Genomic DNA, 2658 nt, shown 5'->3' with positions numbered 1-2658 from the left:
ACCACTTAACGCGGCGTTAGGCATTTTCTAGGAAGTATTCAGTGTCACAAGTATTATTCGAAAAAGGACAAGCATTTAAAGCAGTAATTACCAGGGTTGAGCATAGCTTAGAAGCTGTATTTGTTGACTATGGTAATGAAAGACATGGCTTTTTACCAATGAGTAAAATTGCTATGTTTGATGAGAAAAAACATAAAAATGGCTATGTTCTTACCGTAATAATTGAAGAACCTGAGCATGGAAATAAAGGCGCAAGTTTAAATGCTCCACTTTATTTACCACAGGGAACTGAAGTCCATGAGCTTATTAACGTAAAGCCGAGTAAGAGTAAAATGGCTTACCTTGCAGTCGCGTGTTTATTTGTTATCTTGGTATTAGCATATACCAATGCCTAACAAGGCCTTTAAGTCGGAACAAAAATAGTTGGCTTGTTTCGTGCCTCAACAATTTTAGCCAACTTTTTTGTCCGCTTAAGGCGGCGTTATACAATCTCAGATGACTGGAAATTGGACTTGTTTTTGGCGGTTGCATAAAATCCAAACAACCGCCGAAACGGCATTAACTAAGAATTTTCCAAGTTAGACCACCGTCAATATTTGCTGATGGAACAGTTTCGATACCATCGAAAATCGGGGCACTATAGGCGTTGTTTTGCATAAAGACCATATGAACATTAATGTCAATTAACATCATTTTCGGCTTAGCTCCACTATCGCGAACATGCCCATTGATTTTGTTTGTTATTGCTTGCATCAGCTCGTTGAACGCTGGATTTACAGCGGTTGGCTGAGCTTGGCGCTCGTTCGCATAGTGGATACGAGCTTTTGCTTTAATGAATGACCAAGCAATAAACAAGACAATAGCACCAATTACGAATTCCATAGATATACCTTACTAAGTGAAAAATTTGGGGTAGTTTAAGCATCTAGTTGAGCCTAGCAACAAAAGCTTTTTGTTGTATCGATAGCCGTTTGTATAACAAACTGTTTAAGAGTGATTCGCAACGCGTGGCATTTTCACTATGCGTTGCGTTTAGTGTTTAAGGTGGTATGCGGCGGCTTGGTATTGCGTTGCTCACACCTTAACAGGGCGTTAGCAAACAAGGCGGACATATGGAAATCCGAAAGTATAGTAGTAGGTATCGAGCGCAATGTATTGAAGCGTTTGAAAGTAATATTGGTCAATACTTTGATTCATCAGAGCGTGCAGAGTTTATCGAATATCTTGATGCTTTGTCGGAAAGCTCTGAATATTATATTTGCCTTGAAAGTGGTAGTGGGAAATTACTTGGTTGTGGTGGTATTGGGTTAAATTCATCAGTTGCTTCTTTGGCTTGGGGATTGGTTCATAAAGACTTTCATGGTCAAGGTATAGGAACAAAGTTAACGGATTTTAGACTGTCCTATATAAAGCACAATATCTCATTAGATAAGGTGAAAATCGAAACGTCCCAACACACTCAAGGTTTTTACGAGAAACGGGGTTTTACAGTAACTAAAATCACCCCAAACGGTTTTGGTGCAGGAATTGATTGTGTAGCAATGGAATTAGATATAAGTCGTTGAATTTGTTTGCTAACAAAGCATTTAAGAGGGATTCTCAACGCTTGGCATTTTTGCTTCTACTTCAGATTTAGCGTTTACGGTACAATACTTTAGGTTGGGTGGAGGCGTTGTTCACCCCTTAATGCGGCGTTATATTTTTTATCAAGTTCAGGGGAACTATTATGTTAAGTTGTTGTTTGTATCAGTTCATTATCCCCGCTCGAGTCAGAGTTCAGCAAGGAGAGGTTTTCTTTGATTATAAAGGTGACCGCTACTGTTTAGGTGTGCGTGAGGAAACTGAATCCGTAAATACGTTATCAATCAATGACTCTATCATTCGCGTACCTTACGATAATGAACGAGGTTTTAAATACGACTTCAAAGCACCAATGCAGACTTCCGATAATCAAATCTGTAATTATAAAGATATTGATGGCAAGCTTGATGTTACATTATTAATGGATACCGATGGTATAGAACACAATCGTTTAAGCCATACTAGCTATACCACATACCTAAAAATTGCGACTGAAAGTGATGTGGGGCTCCATTCTGATGTTGAAGCTAGAGTTTTGGAGGCATTAAATCACTTTATACGTGTATATAGATATGTGTCTAAAGATGTATCGGTCAAAGAAATTCAGTTTATGACGGGCTTTAAGCCGTTCGTAATTGCTAGTTGTCACGAATACAGTGATTCAGAGCAGGCTAATGTACATGACAAGCGTGTATACGAATTGCTGAAAGTTTGGAAACCGTCAGCAGATGTTATGAAGTCATTGCAATCAAATAATATTTCGGACAATGATATACCTAACTTTAAGCGTGACGAAGCAACAGGATATATTGCTTATCATATGAGTTCAGGTGACTTCCCTGAATGGAAAGTTACTCTAACCAGAGCTTATGAAATGGCTTCAGAGCAGGATAATTTCAGTGCTAGCATACTTGAAGCTTTCATTGCATTAGAGATGGCTCTATTTAACATGGTGCGCCTGATTACACCTCCATCAGGCGTTGTGCTGAGTAAGTATAATAACGTTAATGGCTTAATTAATGATGCATTTCCAAAGTTGTTTGGTGCGACTGCTGATGCTGACTCTTATACACAAAT

The 2658-nt window shown here is 38.7% G+C and carries 3 protein-coding genes and 1 pseudogene; 3 read left to right on the top strand and 1 reads right to left on the bottom strand.

Annotated elements, in window-relative coordinates; translation table 11 throughout:
• Positions 1–77: 77 nt before the first annotated feature.
• Positions 78–165: pseudogene (locus AB4484_RS00340) on the top strand (hypothetical protein); the annotation flags it as partial.
• 393 nt (positions 166–558) lie between these two features.
• Here the strand turns inward: AB4484_RS00340 and AB4484_RS00335 are convergent.
• Positions 559–882 carry a hypothetical protein gene (locus AB4484_RS00335; protein ID WP_102338656.1) on the bottom strand — a complete coding sequence of 108 codons (324 nt, stop codon included), beginning with the start codon at positions 880–882 and terminating at the stop codon, positions 559–561.
• 230 nt (positions 883–1112) lie between these two features.
• On the opposite strand from AB4484_RS00335, the gene AB4484_RS00330 reads away from it, so the two are divergent.
• Together AB4484_RS00330 and AB4484_RS00325 are read left to right on the top strand one after the other, a co-directional pair.
• Complete coding sequence (locus tag AB4484_RS00330; protein ID WP_372075925.1) at positions 1113–1565, top strand: GNAT family N-acetyltransferase; 453 nt, start codon at positions 1113–1115, stop codon at positions 1563–1565.
• 176 nt (positions 1566–1741) lie between these two features.
• On the top strand, positions 1742–2658 hold a 917-nt coding region (locus AB4484_RS00325), incomplete at its 3' end, for a hypothetical protein (protein WP_372075924.1).

Source organism: Vibrio sp. 10N.261.46.A3 (genome assembly GCF_041472995.1).
In the GTDB taxonomy this organism is placed as follows: domain Bacteria; phylum Pseudomonadota; class Gammaproteobacteria; order Enterobacterales; family Vibrionaceae; genus Vibrio; species Vibrio coralliirubri.
This window is presented reverse-complemented; position numbering and strand designations above follow the sequence as displayed.